24 protein-coding genes are annotated in these 24,273 nt (G+C 66.3%); 13 read left to right on the top strand and 11 right to left on the bottom strand.

What is annotated here, in order from left to right:
* The first annotated feature begins 76 nt into the window (after positions 1-76).
* The 3 genes from lysS to clpC1 all read left to right on the top strand — a co-directional run bounded on the left by lysS (position 77) and on the right by clpC1 (position 4,805).
* The gene (lysS, locus tag CYU59_RS06910; RefSeq protein WP_292980794.1) at positions 77-1,585 is read left to right on the top strand and encodes a lysine--tRNA ligase; all 1,509 of its coding nucleotides are present in this window, start codon (positions 77-79) and stop codon (positions 1,583-1,585) included.
* A 117-nt stretch (positions 1,586-1,702) separates the two neighbouring features.
* Positions 1,703-2,041: a histone-like nucleoid-structuring protein Lsr2 gene (gene lsr2 / locus CYU59_RS06905; RefSeq protein ID WP_292980791.1), complete on the top strand. Its 339-nt coding sequence runs from the start codon at positions 1,703-1,705 to the stop codon at positions 2,039-2,041.
* A 220-nt stretch (positions 2,042-2,261) separates the two neighbouring features.
* The gene (gene clpC1, locus CYU59_RS06900; RefSeq protein ID WP_292980788.1) at positions 2,262-4,805 is read left to right on the top strand and encodes an ATP-dependent protease ATP-binding subunit ClpC; all 2,544 of its coding nucleotides are present in this window, start codon (positions 2,262-2,264) and stop codon (positions 4,803-4,805) included.
* A gap of 47 nt (positions 4,806-4,852) precedes the next feature.
* On the opposite strand, the gene CYU59_RS06895 is transcribed toward clpC1, so the two are convergent.
* The 3 genes from CYU59_RS06895 to mhuD are packed head-to-tail and all read right to left on the bottom strand — an operon-like array spanning position 4,853 to position 7,600.
* A complete protein-coding gene (locus tag CYU59_RS06895) occupies positions 4,853-5,941 on the bottom strand; it encodes a HoxN/HupN/NixA family nickel/cobalt transporter (protein WP_292980785.1) in 1,089 nt (362 codons plus the stop codon).
* Positions 5,941-7,308 (bottom strand): serine hydrolase, encoded by a 1,368-nt coding sequence (locus tag CYU59_RS06890; protein WP_292980783.1) that lies wholly within the window; start codon positions 7,306-7,308, stop codon positions 5,941-5,943. Before CYU59_RS06890 ends, CYU59_RS06895 begins: the two co-directional genes overlap by 1 nt.
* Positions 7,289-7,600, bottom strand: a complete 312-nt coding sequence (gene mhuD / locus CYU59_RS06885; RefSeq protein WP_292980781.1) for a mycobilin-forming heme oxygenase MhuD — start codon at positions 7,598-7,600, stop codon at positions 7,289-7,291. Before mhuD ends, CYU59_RS06890 begins: the two co-directional genes overlap by 20 nt.
* Positions 7,601-7,655: 55 nt before the next feature.
* On the opposite strand from mhuD, the gene CYU59_RS06880 reads away from it, so the two are divergent.
* A complete protein-coding gene (locus CYU59_RS06880) occupies positions 7,656-8,414 on the top strand; it encodes an alpha/beta hydrolase (RefSeq protein ID WP_292980779.1) in 759 nt (252 codons plus the stop codon).
* Here CYU59_RS06880 and CYU59_RS06875 read toward each other — a convergent pair.
* Positions 8,411-9,292, bottom strand: a complete 882-nt coding sequence (locus CYU59_RS06875; RefSeq protein WP_292980777.1) for an A/G-specific adenine glycosylase — start codon at positions 9,290-9,292, stop codon at positions 8,411-8,413. The two genes, CYU59_RS06880 and CYU59_RS06875, sit on opposite strands and share 4 nt — an antisense overlap.
* A gap of 25 nt (positions 9,293-9,317) precedes the next feature.
* On the opposite strand from CYU59_RS06875, the gene CYU59_RS06870 reads away from it, so the two are divergent.
* Complete coding sequence (locus tag CYU59_RS06870) at positions 9,318-9,947, top strand: carbonic anhydrase (RefSeq protein WP_292980774.1); 630 nt, start codon at positions 9,318-9,320, stop codon at positions 9,945-9,947.
* A 4-nt stretch (positions 9,948-9,951) separates the two neighbouring features.
* On the opposite strand, the gene CYU59_RS06865 is transcribed toward CYU59_RS06870, so the two are convergent.
* Complete coding sequence (locus tag CYU59_RS06865) at positions 9,952-10,923, bottom strand: PE-PPE domain-containing protein (protein ID WP_292980771.1); 972 nt, start codon at positions 10,921-10,923, stop codon at positions 9,952-9,954.
* Between the two features lie 176 nt (positions 10,924-11,099).
* Here CYU59_RS06865 and CYU59_RS06860 point away from each other — a divergent pair, with 176 nt between their 5' ends.
* Positions 11,100-11,879, top strand: a complete 780-nt coding sequence (locus CYU59_RS06860) for a hypothetical protein (protein WP_292980768.1) — start codon at positions 11,100-11,102, stop codon at positions 11,877-11,879.
* 15 nt (positions 11,880-11,894) lie between these two features.
* Here the strand turns inward: CYU59_RS06860 and disA are convergent, their stop codons facing one another.
* The 3 genes from disA to CYU59_RS06845 are packed head-to-tail and all read right to left on the bottom strand — an operon-like array spanning position 11,895 to position 14,939.
* Positions 11,895-13,007, bottom strand: coding sequence for a DNA integrity scanning diadenylate cyclase DisA (disA, locus tag CYU59_RS06855; RefSeq protein WP_292980765.1), 1,113 nt, complete (start codon positions 13,005-13,007; stop codon positions 11,895-11,897).
* On the bottom strand, positions 13,007-14,425 hold the full coding sequence (gene radA, locus CYU59_RS06850) for a DNA repair protein RadA (RefSeq protein WP_292980762.1): 1,419 nt from the start codon (positions 14,423-14,425) through the stop codon (positions 13,007-13,009). The genes disA and radA overlap by 1 nt, the downstream gene beginning before the upstream one ends.
* A gap of 40 nt (positions 14,426-14,465) precedes the next feature.
* Positions 14,466-14,939 carry a hypothetical protein gene (locus CYU59_RS06845; protein WP_292980838.1) on the bottom strand — a complete coding sequence of 158 codons (474 nt, stop codon included), beginning with the start codon at positions 14,937-14,939 and terminating at the stop codon, positions 14,466-14,468.
* 409 nt (positions 14,940-15,348) lie between these two features.
* Between CYU59_RS06845 and carD the strand changes: the two genes are divergently transcribed.
* The 6 genes from carD (at position 15,349) to CYU59_RS06815 (ending at position 20,470) form a co-directional block, all read left to right on the top strand.
* On the top strand, positions 15,349-15,837 hold the full coding sequence (gene carD / locus CYU59_RS06840) for an RNA polymerase-binding transcription factor CarD (RefSeq protein WP_067340958.1): 489 nt from the start codon (positions 15,349-15,351) through the stop codon (positions 15,835-15,837).
* Positions 15,838-15,861: 24 nt separating this feature from the next.
* On the top strand, positions 15,862-16,533 hold the full coding sequence (gene ispD, locus CYU59_RS06835; RefSeq protein ID WP_292980755.1) for a 2-C-methyl-D-erythritol 4-phosphate cytidylyltransferase: 672 nt from the start codon (positions 15,862-15,864) through the stop codon (positions 16,531-16,533).
* The gene (gene ispF, locus CYU59_RS06830; protein WP_292980753.1) at positions 16,530-17,015 is read left to right on the top strand and encodes a 2-C-methyl-D-erythritol 2,4-cyclodiphosphate synthase; all 486 of its coding nucleotides are present in this window, start codon (positions 16,530-16,532) and stop codon (positions 17,013-17,015) included. The genes ispD and ispF overlap by 4 nt, the downstream gene beginning before the upstream one ends.
* Positions 17,016-17,157: 142 nt before the next feature.
* Positions 17,158-18,570, top strand: a complete 1,413-nt coding sequence (gene cysS, locus CYU59_RS06825; RefSeq protein ID WP_292980749.1) for a cysteine--tRNA ligase — start codon at positions 17,158-17,160, stop codon at positions 18,568-18,570.
* Positions 18,560-19,489, top strand: coding sequence for a 23S rRNA (guanosine(2251)-2'-O)-methyltransferase RlmB (gene rlmB, locus CYU59_RS06820; RefSeq protein ID WP_292980746.1), 930 nt, complete (start codon positions 18,560-18,562; stop codon positions 19,487-19,489). The genes cysS and rlmB overlap by 11 nt, the downstream gene beginning before the upstream one ends.
* A gap of 54 nt (positions 19,490-19,543) precedes the next feature.
* Positions 19,544-20,470 (top strand): glycerophosphodiester phosphodiesterase family protein, encoded by a 927-nt coding sequence (locus CYU59_RS06815; protein WP_292980743.1) that lies wholly within the window; start codon positions 19,544-19,546, stop codon positions 20,468-20,470.
* Positions 20,471-20,486: 16 nt separating this feature from the next.
* Here the strand turns inward: CYU59_RS06815 and CYU59_RS06810 are convergent, their stop codons facing one another.
* On the bottom strand, positions 20,487-21,413 hold the full coding sequence (locus tag CYU59_RS06810; RefSeq protein ID WP_292980740.1) for an MBL fold metallo-hydrolase: 927 nt from the start codon (positions 21,411-21,413) through the stop codon (positions 20,487-20,489).
* The gene (locus CYU59_RS06805; RefSeq protein WP_292980738.1) at positions 21,413-22,171 is read right to left on the bottom strand and encodes a 5-oxoprolinase subunit PxpA; all 759 of its coding nucleotides are present in this window, start codon (positions 22,169-22,171) and stop codon (positions 21,413-21,415) included. Before CYU59_RS06805 ends, CYU59_RS06810 begins: the two co-directional genes overlap by 1 nt.
* Positions 22,172-22,357: 186 nt before the next feature.
* On the opposite strand from CYU59_RS06805, the gene CYU59_RS06800 reads away from it, so the two are divergent.
* Positions 22,358-23,428 (top strand): LacI family DNA-binding transcriptional regulator, encoded by a 1,071-nt coding sequence (locus tag CYU59_RS06800; protein WP_292980835.1) that lies wholly within the window; start codon positions 22,358-22,360, stop codon positions 23,426-23,428.
* On the opposite strand, the gene kstR is transcribed toward CYU59_RS06800, so the two are convergent.
* Positions 23,425-24,030: a cholesterol catabolism transcriptional regulator KstR gene (kstR, locus tag CYU59_RS06795; protein WP_292980832.1), complete on the bottom strand. Its 606-nt coding sequence runs from the start codon at positions 24,028-24,030 to the stop codon at positions 23,425-23,427. The genes CYU59_RS06800 and kstR overlap by 4 nt on opposite strands.
* Between the last annotated feature and the right edge of the window lie 243 nt (positions 24,031-24,273).

Here is a 24,273-nt window from a genome sequence, read left to right as displayed (position 1 = left end):
CCAGGGTCGCCGGGCCGACCAGGATCACAACCACTGATTCCGTTTCACGGCGCCGACTCCTTTAAGCTGGCAGGTCGTGAGCGCCGGCGACCAGGATTCTCGTGACCTCCCCGAGCAGTTTCGGATACGCCGGGACAAGCGGGAGCGCCTGACGGCCGAGGGTCGCGATCCCTACCCCGTCGAAGTTCCCCGCACCCACACCCTCGCGCAGATCCGTGCCACCTACCCCGAGCTGCCGGCTGATTCCACAACCGGTGACATTGTCGGGGTGGCCGGCCGGGTGGTGTTCGCCCGCAACTCCGGCAAGCTCTGTTTCGCCAGTCTCCAGGACGGCGACGGCACGCAATTGCAAGTCATGCTCAGTTTGGCCGGGGTTGGGCAGAAAGCGCTCGACGAATGGAAGGCCGACGTCGATATCGGGGACATCGTCTTCGTCCACGGCGAGGTGATCAGCTCGCGGCGCGGTGAGCTTTCGGTGCTCGGAGACAGTTGGCAGATGGCCTCCAAGGCCCTGCGGCCGCTGCCGGTGGCGCATAAAGAGATGAGCGAGGAATCCCGGGTACGACAGCGCTATGTCGACCTGATCGTTCGGCCCGAGGCGCGCACGGTTGCCCGTCAGCGAATTGCCGTGATGCGCGCATTGCGTAATGCCCTGGAGCAACGCGGCTTTTTAGAAGTCGAGACGCCGATCTTGCAGACTTTGGCCGGTGGCGCCGCCGCGCGGCCCTTCGTGACGCACTCCAATGCGCTCGACATCGATCTCTACCTTCGGATCGCGCCGGAACTGTTCCTGAAGCGCTGCGTAGTGGGTGGTTTCGACAGGGTCTTCGAAGTAAATCGAGTGTTCCGAAACGAAGGTGCCGATTCCACGCATTCGCCGGAATTTTCGATGTTGGAGACGTATCAAGCGTATGGAACGTATGACGATTCTGCCGTTGTAACCCGCGAGCTTATTCAACAGGTGGCTGACGAGGCGATCGGTAGTCGACAACTCTCGCTACCCGACGGCAGCGTCTATGACATCGACGGAGAATGGGCGTCGATTCAAATGTATCCGTCACTATCTGAGGCGCTTGGCGACGAGATCACACCAAACACCAAAGTTGCTGACCTGCTCGCTATCGCGGCGTCACTCGGCGTCGAGGTGCCGACCGACCGCGGCTACGGTCACGGCAAGTTGATCGAGGAACTCTGGGAGCACACCGTCGGCGCAACGTTGACCGCGCCCACCTTCGTCAAGGACTTCCCAGTCGAGACAACCCCATTGACGCGCCAGCATCGCAGCATTGCCGGAGTGACCGAGAAGTGGGACCTGTACATCCGCGGGTTCGAGCTGGCAACTGGATATTCGGAATTGATCGACCCGGTGGTCCAGCGGGAAAGGTTCGCTGAGCAAGCCCGGGCGGCGGCGGCCGGCGATGACGAGGCGATGCTCCTCGACGAGGATTTCCTGGCTGCGCTGGAACACGCTATGCCGCCGTGCACCGGAACCGGAATGGGCATCGATCGCCTGCTGATGGCTTTGACCGGCCTGTCAATAAGGGAGACTGTCTTATTTCCTATTGTGCGGCCGCATAGCAGCTGACCTCTACTGGCGCTGTATTGAATTACCCGTCGGGGTATGGCAGATTATTCGGCGGGGGCGGTCCGAGCACGTGTCTTGTATGGCAAGTGTCTAAGAAGAAAGCATGAGGCTCAGCCGATGGCAAAGAAAGTGACCGTCACTCTTGTCGACGATTTCGACGGTGAAGGTGCCGCCGATGAAACCGTCGAATTCGGTCTTGATGGTGTGACCTATGAGATTGACCTTTCAGCTAAGAATGCGACGAAACTCCGTAACGACCTGAAGTCATGGGTGGAAGCGTCTCGACGGGTCGGCGGTCGTCGGCGCGGGCGTTCGAGTTCCGGCCGCGGCCGTGGCGCCATTGATCGTGAACAGAGCGCCGCAATCCGGGACTGGGCGCGCCGTAATGGCCACAACGTGTCGACGCGCGGTCGGATTCCGGCCGACGTCATCGACGCCTTCCACGCCGCGACCTGATCCGCCGGACCCCTTTCGCTAGCGGCGAACTGAGCGATCACGCAACGCGGGAAACGATTGACTGTTTTCCCGCGTTGTCTTGTTGCAGCTGTAGCGGGTTTGGAACGGCAAGGTGGGTAGCCCGGCCGACCGACCATTACAGTGGGAGACAGGTACGCCGTGCCGGCCCCTGTGCCGGCAATGACGAAGTACCGATGGTGAGGGAGAGCAGGTAAACCCAATGTTCGAACGTTTTACTGACCGTGCCCGCAGGGTTGTCGTCCTGGCGCAAGAAGAGGCCCGGATGCTCAACCACAACTACATCGGCACCGAGCACATCCTGCTGGGTCTCATACACGAGGGCGAGGGCGTAGCGGCCAAGTCGCTGGAGTCGTTGGGCATCTCGCTGGAAGGTGTCCGCAGCCAGGTCGAGGAGATCATCGGCCAGGGCCAGCAGGCCCCGTCCGGGCACATCCCCTTCACCCCGCGCGCGAAGAAAGTCCTGGAGCTGAGCTTGCGCGAAGCGCTGCAGCTCGGACACAACTACATCGGCACCGAGCACATTCTGCTCGGACTGATCCGTGAAGGCGAAGGCGTCGCCGCCCAGGTTCTGGTGAAATTGGGCGCCGAGCTGACCCGGGTGCGCCAGCAGGTCATTCAGCTGCTGAGCGGCTACCAGGGCAAGGAGACCGCGGAGGCGGGCACCGGTGGCCGCGGTGGCGAGTCCGGTTCGCCGTCCACCTCGCTGGTGCTCGACCAGTTCGGTCGCAACCTGACCGCGGCGGCCATGGAAGGCAAGCTCGACCCGGTCATCGGCCGCGAGAAGGAAATCGAGCGGGTCATGCAGGTGCTGTCGCGCCGCACCAAGAACAACCCGGTGCTGATCGGTGAGCCCGGCGTCGGCAAGACCGCCGTCGTGGAGGGCTTGGCGCAGGCGATCGTGCATGGCGAGGTCCCCGAGACGCTGAAAGACAAGCAGCTCTACACCTTGGACCTGGGTTCGCTGGTGGCCGGCAGCCGTTACCGCGGTGACTTCGAAGAGCGCCTGAAGAAGGTGCTCAAGGAGATCAACACTCGCGGCGACATCATCCTGTTCATCGACGAGCTCCACACGCTGGTCGGTGCCGGAGCCGCCGAAGGCGCCATCGACGCGGCCTCGATCCTGAAGCCGAAGCTGGCTCGTGGCGAGCTCCAGACCATCGGAGCCACCACCCTCGACGAGTACCGCAAGTACATCGAGAAGGACGCCGCACTCGAGCGACGGTTCCAGCCGGTGCAGGTCGGTGAGCCGACGGTGGAGCACACCATCGAGATCCTCAAGGGCCTGCGGGACCGTTACGAGGCGCACCACCGGGTGTCGATCACCGACGGTGCCGTGACGGCGGCCGCAACGCTGGCCGACCGCTACATCAACGACAGGTTCTTGCCGGACAAGGCAATCGACCTGATCGACGAGGCCGGCGCGCGGATGCGCATCCGCCGCATGACCGCTCCGCCAGACCTGCGCGAGTTCGACGAGAAGATCGCCGACGCCCGTCGCGAGAAGGAGTCCGCGATCGACGCGCAGGACTTCGAGAAGGCGGCCAGTCTGCGTGATCGCGAGAAGCAACTGGTGGCCCAGCGAGCCGAGCGTGAAAAGCAATGGCGCTCAGGTGATCTCGATGTCGTGGCTGAGGTCGATGAGGAGCAGATCGCCGAGGTCCTCGGTAACTGGACCGGTATTCCGGTGTTCAAGCTCACCGAGGCCGAGACCACCCGGTTGCTGCGGATGGAAGACGAGCTGCACAAGCGGATCATCGGCCAGGAGGATGCGGTCAGGGCCGTCTCCAAGGCGATCCGTCGTACCCGCGCCGGGTTGAAGGACCCGAAGCGCCCGTCCGGCTCGTTCATCTTCGCCGGCCCGTCCGGTGTGGGTAAGACCGAGCTGTCCAAGGCGCTGGCCAACTTCCTGTTCGGCGACGACGACGCGCTCATCCAGATCGACATGGGTGAGTTCCACGACCGCTTCACCGCGTCGCGGTTGTTCGGTGCCCCACCGGGATACGTCGGTTACGAAGAGGGCGGCCAGCTCACCGAAAAGGTGCGGCGCAAGCCGTTCTCGGTGGTGCTGTTCGACGAGATCGAGAAAGCCCACCAGGAGATCTACAACAGCTTGTTGCAGGTCCTCGAGGACGGTCGTCTCACCGACGGCCAGGGCCGCACGGTCGACTTCAAGAACACGGTGCTGATCTTCACCTCGAACCTCGGTACCTCCGACATCAGCAAGGCTGTCGGGCTGGGCTTCACCCAGGGTGGTGGCGAGAACAACTACGAGCGGATGAAGCAGAAGGTCAACGACGAGCTGAAGAAACACTTCCGCCCGGAGTTCCTGAACCGTATCGATGACATCATCGTCTTCCACCAGCTCACCAAGGAAGAGATCATCGAGATGGTCGACCTGATGATCGGCCGGGTCGGCAAGCAGCTGAAGGCCAAGGACATGGCGATGGAGCTCAGCGACAAGGCCAAGTCGCTATTGGCCAAGCGTGGCTTCGACCCGGTGTTGGGTGCCCGGCCGCTGCGCCGGACCATCCAGCGGGAGATCGAGGACCAGCTGTCCGAGAAGATCCTGTTCGACGAGGTCGGTCCGGGCCAGCTGGTCACGGTCGACGTGGACAACTGGGACGGCGAGGGCAACGGCGAGGACGCGGTGTTCACGTTCCACGGCGCCCGCAAGCCGGTCGAGCCCGATCTCGCGAGCACCGGCGCGCATGCCGCCGGTAGCCCGGGGACGACCACGCCTTAACCCGAACCGAAAAGCCGGCCAGCGCACAGCGTTGGCCGGCTTTTCGGTTATTCGACGGACTCGGCAGGCCGGTAGCGGGCCTCGACGTCGGCCAGTTTCCAGTAAGCGATCGCGCCGAGCCAGGTGACTGCGAACATGGCCACGATCGCCAAACCCGCGTTGTTCAGGTCGATCCCGCTGACCCAACTGGTGACCGGGTCGACCCAGTCGAGGTCGTCGTGCAGTATCGACACCAGTTCGATCGACCCGATCAGCAGCGCCACCGCGATGGAAAGACCGGTAACCGCCAGGTTGTAATAGATCTTGCGCACCGGCTGCATGAACGCCCAGTCGTAAGCCGCGGTCATCAGCAGCCCGTCGAGGGTGTCCATCAGTGTCATGCCGGCTGCAAACAGCAAGGGCACCACCAGGATTGCGTACCAGGGCAGGCCGGCCGCTGCGCCGCTGCCCGCCAGCGCCAGTAACGCCACCTCGGTAGCGGTGTCGAATCCCAGGCCGAACAATGCGCCCACTGGAAACAGCTGAATCGGCCTGGTGATGCGGTTCATCACCGGGCGCAACAGCCGGGCGAAGAATCCCCGATCATCAAGCGCCGCCTCGATTTCGCTGACCGAGTATGAGCCGTCGCGGAGTTTGACGAACGCGCGATAGATCCCGACCATCGCGATCACGTTGATGATGGCGATCAGATACAGGAACAAGCCCGAGGCCAGGGTTCCGGCGAAGCCCAGCGCATGACGGGTGGGTGACTTGTCGTCCGCCAGTGTGCCCACCGCCCGCGCACCGAGCATGATCAGCACGGCCATCACGAGCACCAGGGTCGAATGGCCCATGGCGAACCAGAATCCGACCGCCTTGGGCCGTTTGCCGTCCGCCATGAGCTTGCGCGTGGTGTTGTCGATGGCCGCGATATGGTCGGCATCGAACGCGTGCCGCAGTCCGAAGAGGTAGGCGGTTACCCCCAGCCCGACACCGAATACCTGTGCACCAGAACGATAATGGTGCGGCGCGATGACGAAAACCAGTACCGCGAATCCGATCAGATGCATCAACGCGATGACACCGAGCAAGACGCCGATCTCGACGAAGTCGCGGCGACTCCAGGTCGCCAGCAGGCGACGCACGAGGCCGGGCACTAGCGGTGTTGGGTAGGCAGCAAGGCGAAGACTTGTTTGGCTACCTGCAGCATCCAGCCGGTGAGACTCGACCCGTGGTCGCGCGGCCAGTTCAGTTGGAAACTGACCACCCACGGCTGTCCGCCGATGTCGACGACATACCAGCTGAACGTCAGATCACCCGGTAGACCACCGGCTTTCGAGGCGACATATGGCCACTGGTTACGGTCGAGGTTAACCCCCGTCGCGGCATCCAGAATCTTCTTGACGGGTGCGGCGGCACCGACGGCGGCGGCCTGCAGCGCGACGTGCACCCGGCAGATGTCTTCGGCGCTGCCGTACCATTCCGCGCCGAACGCGGAACCCGGGACATGGGCTCGGTTCGGATCTGGTTCGTAGACAGCGGAATCAGCGCGTTGGAGCATCTCGGCACGGTCTTGCGGGGTGCCCTGTTTCCACTGGGCGCGCACGTCCGGTCGGCCCCACGCGATCGAAAACAGTTCGTACATGGTCGGGAACGGGGTCATCGAGGCCGGATCGTGGTGGCCCGCCTTGGCCAGCGCGTCGTCGACAGCCTGCCGGCCGACTCTTCCGATCAGCATGTCGGTCGCCATGTTGTCGCTGGTGGCGATCATCTTCTCCGCAGCTGTCCGAACCGAGATCTGTTCTCCGACAGCAAGATCCATACTGGATCCGACGGCTCTGCCTTTTTCGGTCACGAGCAGCTGGTCGTCCCAGGACACCGTTCCGGCCGTGATCGATTGGGCTACGGCGTAAAGCACGTACAACTTGAAGATGGATGCCAGCGGCATTGACTGGTCGGTGTTGGCGCCGGCAATTCGATCACATTGGCCGGCGTTGATTTTGGTGGCCTGCCATGAATAACGGGCTTCGGTCTTGGCCAGCAACGCGTCGACGTCGCTCAATTGGGAGATCTTCGGGGGCAGTGTGGTGAGGTCGAATCCGTCGACCATGGTGTTCTCGTCGGTGTGAACCCAAATCTCTTGCTGCGCGCCGTAAGAAGTAGTCAGCTTGAGGGTGGCGGCGCCCGCTTTGATATCGACTGCGCGCAGCGTGAAAGGCCGATCCCACCACAGGTTCTCCATCACCGTCTGGACCTGCTTGACCATTTTGGGCGTCGCCAGTGTGCCCACCCCGACCGGGCCGATCGGCCAATCCGAGTTCAGCATGTCCAGGGTCTGCCGCGCCCGCAGACCGGCCGGAGTCCGGACATCGATACCCCGATTGGACTCGGCGGCGTGTGCCGCCGGTGGCGGAGGGGGGGTGCATGCCGGAGTCAGCGCGACGAGCAGCGTGGTGGTAGCCGCTACCGCGGCGGCCCGGCTTCGAAGCGGGCGCCGGTGCGGCTTACTTGCCGGATCCGGCAACGTCTAACACAACCTCGAATTCCAGCAGCGACGCGCCGGTCGCCACCGGGTTCTGCCGTTGGCCGGCGTGTGCCTCGGCGGCGGGACCGGTCGCCCAGGCCTGGAACGCCTCCTCGGACTCCCACTGAGTCACCACGAAGTAGCGGTCTTCACCCTTGACGGGTCGCAACAGCTGGAAGCCGAGGAACCCGGGCGAGTTGTCGACGGCGTGCGCGCGGTGGGCGAACCGCTTCTCCAACTCGGGGCCGGCGTCCGCCGGCACCTCGATTGCGTTGATCTTCACCACTGGCATTGCGCAAGGCTACCGCGCTCACCATTGCCCACCCAAAGCGCGCGAAGATAGCTGGATGGCCGCTGATCTGCTCACCCATCGCGGTGGACGGGGTGAACCGCTGGTCCTGGTGCACGGACTGATGGGCCGCGGTAGCACCTGGTCGCGGCAGCTGCCCTGGCTCAGCCGGCTGGGGGCGGTCTACACCTACGACGCCCCGTGGCATCGCGGTCGTGACGTCGAGGATCCGTCCCCGATCAGCACCGAACGCTTCGTGTCCGACCTGGGTGACGCCGTGGCCGAGCTGGGCACTGCGGTCCGGCTGGTCGGCCATTCGATGGGTGGCCTGCACTCGTGGTGTCTGGCCGCCGAGCGCCCGGAGTTGGTCTCGGCGCTGGTGGTCGAGGACATGGCACCGGACTTCCGCGGCCGCACCACCGGCCCGTGGGAGCCGTGGCTGCACAGTCTGCCGGTCGACTTCGATTCCCCGGACCAGGTGATCGCGGCATTCGGCGACATCGCGGGCAGGTATTTTCTGGAAGCCTTCGACCGAACCGACGACGGGTGGCGGCTGCACGGTCACACGTCTCGATGGATCGAGATCGCCGCCGAGTGGGGCACTCGCGACTATTGGACGCAGTGGCAGGCAGTGCGTTCACCGACCCTGCTCATCGAGGCCGGCAACTCGGTGGCCCCTGCCGGGCAGATGCGGACGATGAGCGAAAATGGTTATCGGACAACGTATTTGCGCGTTCCGGAGGCGGGCCATTTGGTGCATGACGAGGCGCCGCTGGCATATCGACAGGCGGTCGAGGCATTCCTGACGGCCGGTTAGCCTTCCTCGCCGGCCAGCGCGAAGCGCCCGTCGCTGGTCCTGGCCACCAGGCCGTCGGCAAGCAGCGACTCCAGCGCCCGATCACGCTGCACCGTGTCGCGTAGCCAGACGACGTCGAGTTGATCCCGGGTGACAGGCAAGTCGTTGCCGCGCAACACGTCCAGCAGCCGACCGCGAACTTGTCGATCGGTTCCGGCGTAGCCCTGCGGTTTACGGGCCGGGCCGTCGGACGGCGGGAAACCGGCTTGCCGCCACCGGCAGACGCTGAGCGGGCAGATGCCACACTTCGGCGTCCGCGCCGTACACACCGTGGCGCCCAGTTCCATCAGAGCCGCAGAAAACGTATGGGCGGTGGAGTCTGTGGGCAGCAGCGCCGACACGTCGGCATGGTCGCGGACCGTGGACGCCGCGCCCGCGTCGGCCTTGCCGTGCACGACACGGGCCACCACTCTGCGCACGTTGGTGTCGACCACCGGCACCGCCTGCTGGTAGGCGAAGCACGCCACCGCGCGGGCGGTATAGGCGCCGACCCCGGGCAGCGTCAGTAACAGCTCGACGTCATCGGGGACGCGGTCGCCGTGATCGCGCGCGATGACGATCGCACATTCGTGCAGGCGCTTGGCCCGGCGCGGATAGCCGAGCTTGCCCCACGCCCGCACGATGTCGCCGGTGCCGGCCGCGGCCGTAGCCGAGGGTGTCGGCCAGCGGGCGATCCACTCCCGCCAGATCGGCTCCACCCGCGACACCGGGGTTTGCTGAAGCATGAACTCGCTGACCAAGATCTGCCACGGCGTCACAGCGGGATCGCGCCACGGCAGGTCGCGGCGCGACCGGGCGTACCAGTCCAAGAGTTCACTATGCGTTACAGCGAGCGTCATAGCCGACTACGGCACAATGAGCGACATGCCGAATACCGATCCGATAACCGCGTGGAAAGCACTCAAAGAGGGTAACGAGCGCTTCGTCGCGGGCCAGCCCGAACACCCGAGCCAGAGCATCGAGCACCGGGCCAGCCTGGCCAAGGGGCAGAAGCCCACCACGGCGTTGTTCGGCTGTGGCGACAGCCGGGTGGCTGCCGAGCTCATCTTCGACCGTGGGCTCGGGGACATGTTCGTGGTCCGGACGGCCGGGCACGTCATCGACTCCTCGGTGTTGGGATCGCTGGAATTCGCAGTCGGTGCGCTGGGCGTGTCGGTGATCGTGATCCTCGGCCACGACAGCTGCGGTGCGGTGAAGGCGACGTTGACCGCGCTGGACGAGGGCGCTTTGCCCGGCGGCTACGTGCGCGACCTCGTCGAGCGGGTGACGCCGTCGATCCTGCTCGGTCGTCGCGAAGGCCTCACCCGCCCCGACGAGTTCGAGGCGCGCCACGTGGTGGAGACCGGCACCCAGCTGGTCGAGCGTTCGTCAGCGATCGCGGCCGCGGTTGCCGCCGGCGACCTGGCGATCGTCGGCGCGACGTACCACCTCGCCGACGGGCGGGTGGTGGTGCGCAACATCATCGGCGACGTCGGCGACAAGGTCGACGCCTGAGCCGCTAGAACGAGTTGGTCAGGTACAGCTCGAGGGAGTTGAAGACGCTCTCCAGCAGCCCGCTGTTCGCGGCGCCGTGCTCGAAGACCGCGCTGAGCCACGCGGCGGCGTCGTTGAAGGTGTCGGGGATGTCGACGTTGGTGATCAAGTTGTCGACCGTCGTGGTTGCGGCATCGATTTCTGCCGGGGTCAAACCCAGGTACTCGACGTGGGTGACGAACAGGCCGTAGAGCGACCCGAGTATGCCGTTTTCATCCCACACGTTCTGGAAGTCCGCGACCCCGTCGCCGGCCAGCGTGTAGATGGTCGTCGGATAGATGTCGTCCGGTGTCACGTTGCCGAGGACGCCGTCGAAGCCGAGGTCGATGAGGATCGTGTTGGTCAGATTGGTCCCGAGGATCCCGTCGAGGTCGGCGACCAGGTTCGGCCACACGCCCGTCTCGGCGAGGGAGGGGTCACCGATGAACACGAAATGCAGATCGTCGGAGGGGATGCCGTCGGCCTCGAGCCGGGCCATCGCGATCGATTCCGCGGTCGCGCTCTGCGAGTAGCCGAAAATCGTCAGCGGGTGCTCGGCGTCGAAAGCGCCTGGGTTGGCGTCGAATTCGTTGCGCACGGCGAGAACGACGTCGTCCGCGGCGGTCAGACTGCTCGGGCCCTGCTGGATCAGCTCGGGTGTCGTCAGCACCTGCAGGGGCGCGCTGCACGGGTCGGTCGCAGTCATGTCGCAGACCGTGGATGACAACGCGCCACCGTCGAAGCCCAGCGGGTGCAGGTACAGATTCTCGACGGCCTGCGCGAACTCGGTCGACGGCGTCGGCTCGGTGGTCCCGCCGAGGATGATTGCTGTCTCGCTGCCGGCCAGCGGGCCGAGCAGGGTGTCGTCGGCCCAGGCGGCGTGACAGCTCAGCGCACCCGCGGCGCCGGCGAGCAAACCGGTAGCGGCGAACTTCGTCAGAACCCGGTAGCCATTCATAGAAGCGTCATATCGGATCTTCAGCTCGGATAGGGGAACTTCTTACTTTTTGCGAGATGCAGGTGGTCAGCGCCCTGCCGTGGTCGCGGAGGACCTCGCTGCTTTCGCCGAGCTAAGTGGGCGACACGCCGAGCCGGATCGACCCCGTCGGTGTGACCTGGCCTTACCGTGTAAATGTGCTGGATCTGGAACCGCGAGGACCGCTGCCGCCGGAGATCTACTGGCGACGCCGGGGATTGGCGATCGGGATCGCCGTCGTGGTGGTGGCCGTCATAGTCGCGATCATCGTCGCCATGCTGAGCGGAAGCGCCGGCGCCAACAACTCGAACGCCGCCAAGAAGCCGACACAGAACGCGCAGGGCGCGAACCCTGAAGGCAAGACGCCGGTGGAGCCGCCGGCCGGCGAGAACACCGACCAGCCCGCCGAGACGCCGACCGCCGCGGTCCAGCCGCCGCCGGTGCTCAATGCCGGCGACGACTGCCCGGACTCGACGCTCGCCGTCAAAGGTCTGACCAACGCACCGCAATACGCCATCGGCGATCAGCCGAAGTTCGTCATGGTCGTGACCAACATCGGACTGGTGGCCTGCAAACGCGACGTCGGGGCTGCGGTCCTGGCCGCCTACGTCTACTCGCTGGACAACAAACGGTTGTGGTCGAATCTCGACTGCGCGCCGTCAAACGAGACACTGGTCAAGACCTTCGCGCCGGGCGAGCAGGTCACCACCGCCGTCACCTGGACCGGGATGGGGTCGGCTCCGCACTGCCCGCTGCCGCGTCCTGCGATCGGACCCGGCACCTACAATCTCGTGGTGCAGCTGGGAAACCTTCGTTCCCTTGCTGTTCCGTTCATCCTGGCGCCGCCGCTGGCTCCCGGCCAGGCACCGCCTCCGGCGCCTGCACCCGGACCCGCTCCGGGCCCGCTGCCCGGGCCGGCGCCGGCACCCGGCGGCTGAGCCGAGTCGGCCGCACTAACTGAGGTGGTCGGCGATCGTCGATTCGGCCAACTGCGACAAGCCTTCTCGAACATGACGTGCCCAGATCTCGCCGATCCCCTCGACCGATTCCAGGTCGCCCGCACTGGCGGCCAGCAGGCTCTGCAGCGACCCGAATTCGCGGACCAGGCGGTCGGCGTGGGCGAACTGTAGACGGGGGATCTCCGACATCGCCCGGTAGCCGCGCGAGCTGACCGCCGAATCCTGCGCCTCCGCGGTCGAGGGATAGCCGAAAACCCTTGCCATCGTGGTGAAGTCGAGTAGCTCGGCATCGGACATGGCATCCAGCTCGTCGAGCGTGGCGGCCACCTCGGCCTTGGACAGTGGCTCGGGGTTGGCGTGGTAGTCCCGCACGATCAACTCGCGTGAGGCGTCGTTGCCGCCGAGCAACTCTTCGAGCTGCAGTCGTAACTGGCGGCCGTCGGTGCCCAGCTCGACCACCTCGTTGTCCAGTTCCACGCCGATCCGACGGACCAACTCGAGCCGCTGCACGACGGTCATCACGTCACGCAGTGTCACGAAGTCCTCGATCTCGGCCCGCGACAGCTGGCGGCTGACCTCGTCGAGGCGCGCCTTGTATCGCTCGAGGGTGGCGATGGCCTGGTTGGCCCGCGACAGAATGGTCGACGAGTCCGCCAGCACGTGGCGTTCGCCGCTGAGGTAGACGGTCACGATGCTCATCGAATGGCTGACCGAGATCACCGGGTAGCCCGTCTGGCTGGCGGCGCGCTCGGCGGATCGGTGCCGGGTACCGGATTCGTCGGTGGGGATCGACGGGTCGGGCACCAGCTGGACGTTGGCTCGCAGAATCTTGCTGCCGTCGGTGGACAACACCACCGCTCCGTCCATCTTGCACAGCTCCCGCAGCCGGGTGGGCGCGTAGCGCACGTCGAGAGAGAAGCCGCCGTCGCAGATCGCTTCGACACTGTCGTCGTAGCCGAGGACTATCAAGGCACCGGTCCGGCCGCGCAGAATGCGCTCCAGGCCGTCGCGCAGCGCGGTGCCCGGCGCCAGCCGCGCAACCGCCTCACGCAGGGTGGTGCGGTGCTGCTGCGCCGAGCCATTGGTTGTTGAACTGCCGACCGTCATCACCACTCATTGTGCTCTGTGGGCGCCGGATCCACTCGATGTGGTGGGTCGCGGCGCTCGGTGATGTTGAGAACGTGCTCCAGCGCTGCGCCGATGTTGGCCGCCTGCAACGTTTTCAGGCCCGGCGGCACGGAGATGGTGCCCGACGGGATCAGGGCCGTGGTGAACCCCTGCCGGGCGGCTTCGGCCAGCCGGCGTTCCATGCCGCTCACCCGCCGGAGATCGCCGGCCAGGCCGACCTCGCCGATCATCACCGCGGTAGCCGGCAGCGGCAGGTTGGCATACGCCGAGGCCAGCGCGACGGCGACGGCAAGATCGGACGACGGGTCGGTCAGCCGCATACCTCCGACGGTCGACAGGTAGACGTCGTTGACCGCGATCCTGAGTCGGGCGTGCTTTTCCAGGACAGCGGCGATCATCGCCGCTCGCGCATGGTCGATGCCACTGACGGCGCGGCGGGGTGCACCGCCCGACGGGGTGGCCAGCAGCGCCTGGATCTCGCCGACCAGCGGGCGCTTGCCGTCAAGGGCAACTGTGATCGCGGTGCCTGCGACGGGTTCGGGCCGCTGGTCCAGAAATAGCCCCGACGGGTCGGCCACGCCTTCGATCCCGTTGTCCTGCAACAGAAAGCAGCCGACCTCTTCGGCGGCGCCGTAGCGGTTCTTCACGCCGCGCACCATGCGCAGCAGTGAGTTGCGGTCGCCTTCGAAGTGCAGCACCACGTCGACGAGATGCTCCAGCGAGCGGGGACCGGCGATGGCGCCGTCCTTGGTGACGTGACCGATCAGAATCAGCGGCACCCCGGTGGTTTTCGCCGCCGCGGTCAAGGCACTGGTCACCGCCCGCACCTGCGTGACGCCGCCGGCGACGCCGTCGGTGTCGGAGCTGGCCATCGTCTGCACGGAGTCGACCACCACCAGCGTCGGCTGCACGGCGTCGATGTGCCCGAGTACCGCATGCAGGTCCGAGTCGGCGGCCAGATAGAGCTCGTCGTGGCTGCAGCCGGTTCGGTCGGCCCGCATCCGGATCTGGCCCCTGGACTCCTCGCCCGACACGTAGAGAGCGCGCCGTCCGGCTGCCGCCCACTGGTGGGCGACCTTGAGCAACAGCGTCGACTTGCCCACTCCCGGGTCGCCGGCGAGCAGCGTGACCGAACCCGGGACGACGCCGCCGCCCAGCACCCGGTCGAGTTCGTCGATACCGGTGGGGCAGTGGCGGGTTCCGTCGGGTTCGACCGAACTGATCGGGACGGCGGCCGACGACGGGCTGACCACGGGACGGTTGCTGCCGCGAACGGCGCTGAGCACCGTGACCTCGTCGACCGAGCCCCAGGTACCACATTCGAGACAGCGACCGACCCACTTGGCCGTGACGTGGCGGCATTCCGAGCAGCGGTATTGGGATCGTGCCTTGGCCACCCGCTGACGGTATCCGGCGGGTGCGACAGAACAGGTGAAGCTAGCGGCGCGAGCCTTCCGGCGCCGCGATCGGCACCGCCAGGCTGACGCTGCCGGCCTTCTCGAAGTCGAAGGTCACGTTGTAGTTCGGGCCGTTGGTGATCGGCTTGCTCAACGCGATGGTCGCCTTGACCGTGTCGCCGGACTCGACGGCCTTGTCGGACCTCTTGGTCTGTCCGTTCTGGTCGCCGAAGAACAGCACGCCGCTGGCGGGCAGGGTGGGGTCGCCGGTGACGGTCACCTTGCCGATGTCGGTGGTGACACCGAGCAGTTTGTCGTTGAAGTCCGGTGACTGGTTGACGGCGACGAGCACGAGGTCGACCGTCGCGCCCGGCCGCAGGAAGTCACCGGTCTGCGCGGCCTGGATGTGCACATTGCGCAGGGCGACGTTCTTGACGGTGGCCTGGTTGCCGTTGACGGCAGATTGCTGCATGGCCGTCTGCGCGATCTGGCCGGCCCCGCATCCGGACATCATCAGGGCGCCGATCACGGCGCCTGATCCGAGCGCGGCGATCTTTGCCGAGCGACGCGATCTCGAGACGCGGTTGTCGAAGCGGTTCACTCAAAGCCTCCTGCTCGGCCCACGAACGCCCTGTGGTTCGACTATGCACAGTAGTAGGTCGATCAGGCCGGCGAAAGCTGAGGGCCATGAAGGCATAGGCATGCGGTTGGAGCAGCGCAGTCACCGGATTCCTGAGACGAATGGTGCGCATCCGGTCGTCCGCGGATATCGATGAACGGCTTCGGAATTGGGCGCCGCCTTGCACGATTTTTATGGTCTGTCAACCCCCTGTACTCACTCGCGGTGCCCCTGACCTGCATCGTTGTTCCACGGGTGTTGGCACGGCGTGTTAGTATGGAGGAACGAAAGGGGCTCGAAACAGATGAATTTTGCGGTCGGAGACACCGTTGTCTATCCACACCACGGTGCTGCGTTGATCGAGGCGATTGAAACCCGAACCATCAAAGGGGAGCAAAAAGAGTATCTCGTCTTGAAAGTGGCGCAGGGCGACCTGACCGTTCGAGTACCCGCTGAAAACGCCGAGTATGTCGGCGTCCGCGACGTGGTCGGCCAAGAAGGCCTCGACAAGGTGTTCCAGGTGCTTCGGGCGCCGCACACCGAGGAGCCGACCAACTGGTCGCGCCGGTACAAGGCCAACCTGGAAAAGCTCGCCTCTGGCGACGTCAACAAGGTTGCTGAGGTAGTTCGCGACCTGTGGCGCCGCGACCAGGAGCGTGGCTTGTCCGCCGGTGAAAAGCGGATGCTCGCCAAGGCACGTCAGATCCTGGTCGGCGAATTGGCGCTGGCCGAGAGCACCGACGACGCCCGCGCGGAGACCATCCTCGACGAGGCTCTGGCCGCCGCTTCCTGATTTTCTGACGCTCAAGGATCCGCATTGACCGGCACGGTCGCGGTCGTTCCGGCCGCTGGCTCCGGCGAGCGTCTGGCTGCTGGTGTTCCCAAAGCCTTCTTCGAGCTCGACGGCCGCACGCTGGTCGAACGCGCCGTGGACGGTCTGCTGGGCTCCGGTGTGGTGGACCGTGTGGTGGTCGCCGTTCCAGCCGACCGCACCGACCGGGCCAAGCTGATTCTCGGTCGCAACGCGACGGTGGTCGCCGGTGGAGCCAATCGCGGAGACTCGGTCAGCTTGGCGCTGGCCGCCATCGTCGAAGCAGATCATCCGGACTACGTCCTCGTTCACGACGCGGCGAGGTCGCTGACCCCTCCTGAACTGGTCGTACGAGTCGTCGAGGCGTTACGGGCCGGGCACTCGGCGGTCGTGCCCGCGCTGCCGGTTGCCGACACGATCAAGGCCGTCGATGCCAACGGTGCCGTGCTCGGCACGCCCGAACGGGCCGGGCTGCGCGCGGTGCAAACGCCGCAGGGGTTCACCACCGAATTGCTGCTGCGGGCCTACGGGCAAGCCGGGACGGCCGAGTTCACCGATGATGCGTCCCTGGTCGAACACATCGGCGGCCAGGTGCAGGTGGTGGACGGCGATCCGCTGGCCTTCAAGATCACCACCCGGCTCGATCTGTTGCTGGCCCAAGCGATCGTGAGCCGGTGAACATCCGGGTCGGGCTGGGCACCGACGTCCACGTCATCGAAGCCGGCAGGCCGTGTTGGCTGCTGGGTCTGTTGTTCTCCGACGTCGACGGCTGCGCCGGCCACTCCGACGGGGACGTAGCCGTCCACGCACTGTGCGACGCGTTGCTATCCGCAGCCGGCCTGGGCGACATCGGAGGGGTGTTCGGTGTCGACGACCCGCGCTGGGCCGGCGTCAGCGGCATGACGATGTTGCAGCACGTCGCGGAACTGCTTGCCGAGCACGGCTTCCAGGTGGGCAACGCGGCGGTGCAGGTGATCGGCAACCGGCCGAAAGTGGGTCCCCGCCGCGAGGAGGCGCAGGCCGCACTGTCGGCGGTCCTGCACGCGCCGGTATCGGTGTCGGCGACCACTACTGACGGTCTGGGCCTGACCGGGCGCGGTGAGGGTCGCGCGGCAATCGCGACAGCTTTGCTGGTCGGCAGCAGTGACGACCCGGGTTAGCCGCGAATCATTCGCATCGCACTGATCATTTTCCTTGCCGGCAAAGGCCCGGGTCGAATCCGTCGGGCTTTGTAGCCCGAATCGACCCACCCGGGCCGCAGTGGTCATCGACGCGGTGTCCGGCCCGGTAAGCTGGCACGTCGTGACCGATCGCGCCGACCTGCGGCTACACGACACGGCAACCGGCGCCGTTCGTGATTTCGTTCCGCTGCGGCCCGGGCACGTTTCCATTTACCTGTGTGGCGCCACCGTCCAGGGCTTGCCGCACATCGGCCACGTGCGCAGCGGAGTCGCCTTCGACATTCTGCGGCGCTGGCTGACGGCACGCGGCTGCGACGTCGCGTTCGTCCGCAATGTCACCGACATCGACGACAAGATCCTGAACAAGGCCAGCGCGGCCGAGCGGCCGTGGTGGGAGTGGGCCGCCACCTATGAGCGGGCGTTCTCCGCTGCTTACGACTCCCTGGGCGTGCTGCCGCCGTCCGTCGAGCCACGAGCAACCGGCCACATCACCCAGATGGTCGAGCTGATCGAGCGGCTGGTGGAGTCCGGCAACGCCTACGAGGGCTGCGGCGACGTCTATTTCGACGTGCTGAGCTACCCGGACTACGGCAAGCTGTCCGGTCACCGGATCGACGACGTACATCAGGGTGAGGGCGTCGCGACCGGAAAGCGGGATCAGCGCGATTTCACGCTGTGGAAGGCCGCCAAACCCGGCGAGCCGTCCTGGCCGACGCCGTGGGGACGCGGACGGCCCGGCTGGCACCTCGAATGCTCGGCGATGGCCCGGACCTATCTCGGTCCGGAATTCGATATCCATTGCGGTGGAATGGATCTCGTCTTCCCGCATCATGAGAACGAGATTGCGCAGAGCTGCGCGGCGGGTGACAAGTTCGCCCGGTACTGGTTGCACAACGGCTGGGTCACGCTCGGCGGCGAGAAGATGAGCAAGTCGCTGGGCAACGTGTTGGCGATCCCGGCGATGCTGCAGCGCGTCCGCGCCGCCGAACTCAGGTACTACCTGGGCAGCGCGCACTACCGCTCGATGCTCGAATTCTCCGAGACCGCATTGAAGGACGCGGTCAACGCCTACGTCGGGATCGAGGATTTTCTGCACCGAGTACGCACCCGGGTCGGCGCCGTCGAGCCGGGTGAGTGGACGCCGCGATTCGCGACCGCGCTCAACGACGACCTGGCGGTGCCGACGGCGCTGGCCGAAGTGCACCGCACCCGCGCCGAGGGCAACCGTGCGCTCGATGCGGGCGACCATGACGCCGCGCTGGCCGAAGCCGGCGCGATCCGGGCCATGATGGGCATTCTCGGCTGCGACCCGCTCGACGAGCGCTGGGAGTCGCGAGACGAGACGTCGGCGGCTCTGGGTGCGGTGGACGTGCTGGTTCGCGCCGAGTTGGAACGACGCCAACAGGCTCGCGCGCAACGTGATTGGAAGCTCGCCGACGAGATCCGCGACCGCCTCAAGGACGCCGGCATCGAGGTCACCGACACCGGTGACGGCCCGCAATGGTCACTGGAGTCCCAGGCCGATGGCCGGTAACTCGCAGCGCCGCGGCGCGATACGCAAGTCGTCGAAGAAGGGTCCGACGGTCGGCTCAGGCGGGCAACGGCGTCGCGGGCTCGAGGGTCGCGGGGCGACGCCGCCGGCGGAGGCGCGACCACACCATCCGGCCGCCAAGAAGGCCAGGGCGCAGGCGCGCCGCCCGGTCAAGCGCAAGGAGGACGGCGCCGAGACGGTGCTGGGACGTAACCCGGTGCTGGAGTGCCTGCGTGCCGGTGTCCCGGCCACCGCGCTCTACGTCGCGCTCGGGGCCCAGGCCGACGAGCGGCTCAGCGAATCCGTCACGCTGGCAGCCGACATCGGCATCGCGATCCTCGAAGTGCCGCGCAGCGATCTGGACCGGATGACCACCAACGGGCTGCATCAGGGCATCGCGCTGCAGGTGCCGCCGTACGCCTATCTGCACCCCGACGACCTGCTCAAGACGGCGCTGAACAACCCGCCTGCGCTGCTGGTCGCGCTCGACAACATCTCCGACCCGCGAAATCTCGGAGCGATCGTCCGCTCGGTAGCGGCTTTCGGTGGGCACGGGGTGCTGATACCCGAGCGGCGATCCGCATCGGTGACCGCCGTCGCCTGGCGGACCAGTGCCGGCGCCGCGGCACGGATCCCCATCGCGCGGGCCACCAATCTCAATCGGACACTGAAGGATTGGGCTGACAAGGGTCTGCAGCTGGTTGGGCTCGATGCCGAGGGCGACACGGTCGTCGACGAGGTGGATGGCGGTGGCCCGATCGTCGTGGTGGTGGGATCGGAAGGCAAGGGACTGTCGCGCCTGGTACGCCAGGCGTGTGACGCGGTGATCTCGATTCCGATGTCCGGCCCGACCGAATCGCTGAACGCCTCGGTGGCCGCCGGTGTGGTGCTGGCCGAAATTGCCCGGCAGCGGCGACGTTGACCCAGAACCGGTCGCTGCCGCAGAGGCTCGCATACTCGCGCTAGCCTCGAGGCCATGCCCGGTCGGCTGATCGCCCTGTTCGCCACGGCCGCGCTGGTCGCGGCGCCCAGCGCGTGGGCGGCGCCGACCGGATTCGACGTCGTGGCGCATCAAGGGGGCCCGGCCGGTACCGGAACAGGGGAGTCGCTACCGGCTTTCGCCAATGCGCTTGAAATCGGTGTCAGCACATTGGAACTCGACATCGGCATCACCAGAGACCGCCAACCCGTGGTGTGGCACGACGAGTTCGTCGACCCGCGAAAATGCTCGGATACCGGACCCGCTTTCGCCGCTGATCCGCAATATCCCTACAGCGGCAAGCTCGTGCATGATCTCACGCTGGCTCAACTTCGAACATTGAACTGCGGCAACAGTATTGCCGTGCTTCCGGAGGTGTTCGCCTTGGCTGACCGTTACGGCGCAGACGTCCGCTTCGACATCGAGACAAAGGTCGACGCCGAGCAACCTGACCGCACAGCCGATCCCGGGACGTTCGTCGAGGTGATCCTGGACGCCGTCCGCGCCGCGGGCAGGCTCGACCGGGCCGAGATCGAGAGCTTCGACTGGCGGACGCTCACGCTGATTCGTCAGGTCGATTCGGCAATTCCGTTGGCGGCCTTGTGGGATGCGCACACCTGGGTCCCCGGTTCGCCGTGGCTGGCCGGCATCAACCCTGCCGACGTCGGTGACCCGGTCATCGGCGCCGCGACTGTCGGGGCGACGATCCTGTCGCCCGACTTCACCCTGGTCGATCGTGGTCTGGTGGACCGGGCACACGCTGCGTCGCTCACGGTCCTTCCGTGGACCGTCGACGATGCCGGCGACATGCGAACCCAGATCGCTCTCGGCGTCGACGGCATCATCACGAATTACCCCGCCGTACTGCGTGCGGTGTTGGCTGACCGCGGAATGCCGTTGCCGCGGGCCTATCGCCGGCAGTGACAACGCAGGAGGATCGTCAAACCTGCGCCCATGGATCCTCGCGCCGCCATACCGTCGGCATGTCCAGCGCGACACCGTCACGCTCGGCGAGTCTGTCCAGTACGCGCAACGAAGCGTCCAAGTCGTCGGCGGCGTAGGGCAAGGCCCGCAACGGTTTTGACAGCGGTCGGAAGAAATCGTCCCAGTGCACCGGCACGACTCGTCGCGCCCCGACCGTGCCCACCGTCTCCGCCCAGTAGTCGACGATGTAGGACTCCGGTTGCACACCCAACTGACCGATCCCCAGATAGACAACGTCGGCCTGCTGGCCGCGCAGCGACCCCTTCACGAAACCAGCGCTGCCCTGGATCAACACCCGACGATCTGTCGACCGGTGGTGGATCAGCGTCGACCAGGCCTCTCCGCATTTGTAGGCGGCGGCCCGGACCGGTGTCACGACGGGGCGGTCGATGGTGCCGGGGAACCGATCTGGCGGACTGTGACGGGACTCGAACAGCGTGATGTCGAAGTCGCCCAGCTGAATTGGCGCACCCGAGTCGGCGATCACCAACCGGTCCTCGTCGAGACCGTAGCCGCGGCCGACATTGGCCGCGGACTCGCCGCCGACCAGTTGGGCGCCGGTGCGGTCGGCGACGAGCGCGGAATCCAGGGCGTGGTCGAAGTGGGTGTGCACCGGGACCACCGCCGCGAGGCGTTTGATCCCGGTGCGCGCGAGACAGCCGTCGACCCGGGCAGGCGACGGCGCCACCTTGCCGAGCCCGACCCGGGCCAGGCTCGGGCGGGAGAAGAAGCCGTCGGTCATCAGCGCCGAGGTTCCGTCGTCGATCAGCAGCGTCGACACCCCCAGCCACGTCACCGTCAGGGCCGCATCGGGAGCGGCGGCCGGCACGTTGAAGCGGTGTGCGTGCCGCGCGAGGTCTGGGCGTCCCGGTCGCAGTCGCATCAGCAGAATGCCTTCAGCTCGATGCCGTCGGCGTGGAGCCGCTCCCGGACCGCGGTTGCGATCTGCACCGCACCGGGTGAATCACCGTGCACGCACACCGATTCCACGTCCAGCTCGACGGTGGAGCCGTCGACGGCGGTGACGGTTCCCGAGGTCACCATGGTCAGCACGCGCTCGGCGATGGCGGCGGCGTCGTGCAGCACCGCGCCGGGTTCACGGCGCGGGACGAGGTGGCCGTCAGGCTGATAGGCGCGGTCGGCGAAGGCCTCACCGACGGTCCGCAGTCCGCGCTGCCCGGCTTCGTCGAAGAAGGCCGAACCGGCCAGTCCCAACACCGGAAGCGCGGCGTCGACAACCCGTACCGCTTCCGCTACCGCCGCGGCCTGTTCGCGATTGGTCACGATCGTGTTGTACAGCGCCCCATGGGGTTTGACGTAGGACACTGCGGAGCTTGCGGCCTCGGCCAGCCCTCGTAGCGCGCCGATCTGGTAGACGACATCGGCGAGCAGGTCCTCCGGTGCGACGTCGATGAACCGCCGGCCGAAGCCGGCGAGATCGCGGTAGCTCACCTGAGCGCCGATCCGAACGCCGCGCTCGGCTGCCAGCCGGCACACCGACAACAGACCGGCCGGGTCACCGGCGTGAAATCCGCACGCGACGTTGGCGCTGCTGACGATCCCGAGCATCGCGTCGTCGTCGCCGAGCCGCCAGACACCGAAGCCCTCACCGAGGTCGGCATTGAGATCGATGCTGCTCACGGTCGACAGCTTAAGCGCGCGATCGCGTGCAGCCACGGCCCGGCTGACGTCGTGTTGCGGCCGACAGCGCAGGCGTAGTCTTTGAAAAACGCCTGACACCGGCGATTCCCGGTAGCCTCACACTGCATGAGTCCCGTGCCGCGACGCCGGGCTGAGCGCGACGGCCCCTCTCCTCAGCGGGCTGCCATGTTCCCGCATCGGCGCCGGGCGACCCTCGCCTCGCTGGCGGCTGAACTCAAGGTGTCGCGCACCACGATCTCGAACGCCTACAACCGGCCCGATCAGCTCTCCGACGCGCTGCGTGAGCGGGTGCTGGCCACCGCGAAACGTCTGGGTTACGCCGGGCCCGACCCGGTCGCACGATCGCTGCGAACCCGTACGGCCGGTGCGGTGGGCCTGGTCATCACCGAACCGCTCACCTATTCGTTCAGTGACCCCGCGGCGCTGGATTTCGTTGCCGGACTTGCCCAGTCGTGCGAAGCGCGCGGGCTGGGACTGCTGCTGGTCGCGGTCGGGCCCAGCCGTAGTGTCGCCGACGGGACGGCGTCGGTGCTTGCCGCCGGCGTGGACGGCTTCGTGGTCTATTCGGCGGCCGGTGACGACCCCTACCTGCAGGTGGTGTTGCAGCGGCGGTTGCCGTTGGTCGTCGTCGACCAGCCCAAGGACGTGCCCGGCGCATCCCAGGTGAGCATCGACGACCGGGCCGCGATGCGCGAGATGGCCGACTACGTCGTCGGTCTGGGGCATCGGGAGATCGGGCTGCTGACGATGCGGTTGCTGCGCGACCGCCACCAGGGTCTGGCCGACGTAAAACGCTTGCGCGCGTCCACATTTCACGTCCAGAGCGAACGCATCCAGGGTGTCCGCGAGGCGATGGCCGCCGCCGGACTCGACCCGGACTCGTTGACCGTCGTCGAGAGCCATGAACACACCCCGGCGTCCGGTGGCATCGCCGCTCAAATCGCTCTGCAGGCCAACCCGCGGATCACCGCGCTGATGTGTACCGCCGACGTGCTGGCCGTCTCGGCGATGGACTATCTGCGCGCTCGCGGCACATCCGTACCCGACCAGATGACGGTCACCGGCTTCGACGGGGTGCCCGAGGCGATGAGCCGTGACCTGACCACAGTCGCGCAACCGAGCCTGCACAAGGGACGACGCGCGGGCGAGCTCTTACTCAGCGGAGATCTCCACCCGACCGTCGAGATGCTTCGGACCACGCTGATCCGCGGGCGCACCGCCGGCCCACCGGGCTAAGACGCCGACTCGACCTCATCGCCGATCAGGAGCCGGACCGCCAGCTCCAGCCGCTTGGCGACGTCGGTCGCCGACGCCCGCCGAGTCAGCCAGGCGAGCAGGTTGTTCGTCCACACATCCGAGATCACCCGGGCGATGTGGTACTGCTCCTCGGTCGGTTCACCGTCGCTCATCGCGCGCGCGAACATCGAATCGATCAGCTTCTCCACCTGGTCGACTTCGCCGGCCGCCGACGCGTCGGCGAAGACGTAGGCCCGGGTCATGGCCTCGGTGAGCAGCGGATTGCGCTGCATCGCGCGGTTGAGTTTGCTGATCATGAAGTTCAGTCGCTGATTCGGCGTACCGCCGACCAACGTCGAGCGATCGGTCTTGGCGTCGATGCGTTCGAACTCCCGGCCCAGCGCCGACACCAGCAGGTGCACCTTGGACGGGAAGTACCGGTACAGCGTGCCCACCGCGACGTCGGCGCGGTCAGCCACCGCGCGCATCTGAACGGCCTCGTAGCCGCCTTTCGAGGCGATCGCCATGGTCGCGTCGAGGATGCGCTTGCGGCGCTCCCGCTGCGCTTCGGAGCCGAGTTCCGACTCGGCCAGCACCGCCACGTTCAACACCTCACGAGGTTGCGCGGAGGATGAACTCGCGGATGATCCCGAGTTCTTGTTCGCCGGTGACGACATCTGACGGACTGCTCCTTCTCTTACGCGCTCGCCCGAAACGATACGCATGCCGAGCGCGAATCTCTCACCTCCGTGCGGCCTGGACACCCGGGTGTCCTGCTGCGATGGCATTCGACTTGACGGTTGAACACTGGCACTATTAGAACACGTTCTAGTGCCGCGCGTTGC

Source organism: Mycobacterium sp. (assembly GCF_002863225.1).
Classification (GTDB): domain Bacteria; phylum Actinomycetota; class Actinomycetes; order Mycobacteriales; family Mycobacteriaceae; genus Mycobacterium.
Note: the sequence above shows the minus strand (reverse complement) of the source record. Positions and strands in the feature narration are given on the sequence as shown.

Excerpts from the sequence above, each read along its gene's own strand:
- CYU59_RS06845 (WP_292980838.1), bottom strand. The coding sequence starts at position 14,939 with ATGATGTCCGGATGCGGGGCCGGCCAGATCGCGCAGACGGCCATGCAG.
- CYU59_RS06800 (WP_292980835.1), top strand. The coding sequence starts at position 22,358 with ATGTTCCCGCATCGGCGCCGGGCGACCCTCGCCTCGCTGGCGGCTGAA.
- clpC1 (WP_292980788.1), top strand. The coding sequence starts at position 2,262 with ATGTTCGAACGTTTTACTGACCGTGCCCGCAGGGTTGTCGTCCTGGCG.
- CYU59_RS06810 (WP_292980740.1), bottom strand. The coding sequence starts at position 21,413 with ATGCGACTGCGACCGGGACGCCCAGACCTCGCGCGGCACGCACACCGC.
- CYU59_RS06880 (WP_292980779.1), top strand. The coding sequence starts at position 7,656 with ATGGCCGCTGATCTGCTCACCCATCGCGGTGGACGGGGTGAACCGCTG.
- CYU59_RS06870 (WP_292980774.1), top strand. The coding sequence starts at position 9,318 with ATGCCGAATACCGATCCGATAACCGCGTGGAAAGCACTCAAAGAGGGT.
- rlmB (WP_292980746.1), top strand. The coding sequence starts at position 18,560 with ATGGCCGGTAACTCGCAGCGCCGCGGCGCGATACGCAAGTCGTCGAAG.
- disA (WP_292980765.1), bottom strand. The coding sequence starts at position 13,007 with ATGACGGTCGGCAGTTCAACAACCAATGGCTCGGCGCAGCAGCACCGC.
- mhuD (WP_292980781.1), bottom strand. The coding sequence starts at position 7,600 with ATGCCAGTGGTGAAGATCAACGCAATCGAGGTGCCGGCGGACGCCGGC.
- CYU59_RS06875 (WP_292980777.1), bottom strand. The coding sequence starts at position 9,292 with ATGACGCTCGCTGTAACGCATAGTGAACTCTTGGACTGGTACGCCCGG.
- CYU59_RS06865 (WP_292980771.1), bottom strand. The coding sequence starts at position 10,923 with ATGAATGGCTACCGGGTTCTGACGAAGTTCGCCGCTACCGGTTTGCTC.
- carD (WP_067340958.1), top strand. The coding sequence starts at position 15,349 with ATGAATTTTGCGGTCGGAGACACCGTTGTCTATCCACACCACGGTGCT.
- CYU59_RS06815 (WP_292980743.1), top strand. The coding sequence starts at position 19,544 with ATGCCCGGTCGGCTGATCGCCCTGTTCGCCACGGCCGCGCTGGTCGCG.
- lsr2 (WP_292980791.1), top strand. The coding sequence starts at position 1,703 with ATGGCAAAGAAAGTGACCGTCACTCTTGTCGACGATTTCGACGGTGAA.